General features: G+C 68.1%; 1 protein-coding gene. It reads left to right on the forward strand.

Annotated elements, in window-relative coordinates; genetic code table 11:
- A partial coding sequence (gene acs, locus AZG88_RS35305; RefSeq protein WP_061700408.1) for an acetate--CoA ligase occupies positions 1-1,829 on the forward strand: 1,829 nt, incomplete at both ends.

Consider the following 1,829-nt stretch of genomic DNA (forward strand, 5'->3'; position numbering starts at 1 on the left):
CAGGCTGCCGCCGACGAAGACCGTCTCGCATTCTGGGCGAAGCAGGCCGAGCGCCTGCACTGGCACGCCCCCTTCTCCGAGGTCCTCGACTGGTCCGACGCCCCCGTCGCGAAGTGGTTCGTGAACGGACGGCTCAACGTCGCCTACAACTGCGTCGACCGCCACGTCCTCGCCGGCAACGGCGACCGCGTCGCCATCCACTTCGAAGGCGAACCGGGTGACACCCGCGACCTGACCTACAACGACCTGCTCGCCGAAGTCAGCAAGGCCGCCAACACCTTCAGCGACCTCGGACTCGTCGCCGGCGACCGCGTCGCGATCTACATGCCGATGATCCCCGAGGCCATCGTCACCATGCTCGCCTGCGCCCGCCTCGGCCTGACCCACTCGGTGGTGTTCGCCGGCTTCTCCGCCAGCGCCCTGCGCTCACGCATCGACGACGCCGAAGCCAAGCTCGTCGTCACCGTCGACGGGCAGTGGCGCCGCGGCCAGGCCGCCCCCCTCAAGCCCGCCGTCGACGAAGCGGTGGACGGTGCCGAGTCGGTCAAGCACGTGCTGGTGGTCAAGCGCACCGGGATCGACGTCGACACCACCGAGGGTCGTGACCTGTGGTGGCACGAGACCGTCGAGAAGGCGGAGGGCACCCATCAGGCGCAGCCGTTCGACTCCGAGCACCCGCTGTTCATCCTGTACACCTCCGGCACCACTGGAAAGCCCAAGGGCATCATCCACACCTCGGGCGGCTACCTCACCCAGGCGTCGTACACCCACCACAACGTGTTCGACCACAAGGCCGGGCAGGACGTGTACTGGTGCACCGCCGACATCGGCTGGGTCACCGGCCACAGCTACATCGTCTACGGGCCACTCTCGAACGGCGTCACCCAGGTGGTCTACGAGGGCACCCCGAACTCCCCCGACGAGCACCGCCACTTCCAGATCATCGAGAAGTACGGCGTCAGCATCTACTACACCGCACCCACCCTGGTGCGCACCTTCATGAAGTGGGGCCGCGACATTCCCGACGCCCACGATCTGTCCTCGATCCGGCTCCTCGGCTCGGTCGGCGAACCGATCAACCCCGAGGCGTGGAAGTGGTTCCGCGAGGTGATCGGCGGGAACACGGCCCCGATCGTCGACACCTGGTGGCAGACCGAGACCGGCGCGATCATGATCTCCCCGCTGCCCGGGATCACCGCCACCAAACCCGGATCCGCGATGGCACCCCTGCCCGGCATCTCCGCGAAGATCGTCGACGACGACGCCAACGAACTCGGCGCCGGCGGCTCCGGCTACCTCGTGCTCGACAAGCCGTGGCCGGCGATGCTCCGCGGCATCTGGGGCGACATGGACCGCTACCGCGAAACCTACTGGTCCCGCTACCCCGAGCAGGGCTGGTACTTCGCCGGCGACGGCGCCAAGTACGACGAGGACGGCGCCCTGTGGGTGCTCGGCCGCGTCGACGACGTCATGAACGTCTCCGGACACCGCATCTCCACCTCCGAGGTCGAATCCGCCCTCGTCGGGCACCACGGTGTCGCCGAGGCCGCCGTCGTCGGCGCCGCGGACGAGACCACCGGCCAGGGCATCGTCGCGTTCGTCATCCTCCGCGAAGGCGTCGAGAACACCGGCGACACCCTCATCGCCGAACTCAAGGCCGAAGTGTCCCGGGAGATCAGCCCGATCGCCAAGCCCCGCCAGATCACCATCGTCCCCGAACTCCCCAAGACCAGGTCGGGCAAGATCATGCGACGCCTGCTCAAGGACATCGCCGAAGGCCGCGACCTCGGCGACACGTCCACGCTCGTCGACCCCAAGGTCTTCGACGC

It is taken from the genome of Rhodococcus sp. LB1 (genome assembly GCF_001583455.1).
In the GTDB taxonomy this organism is placed as follows: Bacteria; Actinomycetota; Actinomycetes; order Mycobacteriales; family Mycobacteriaceae; genus Rhodococcus_F; species Rhodococcus_F opacus.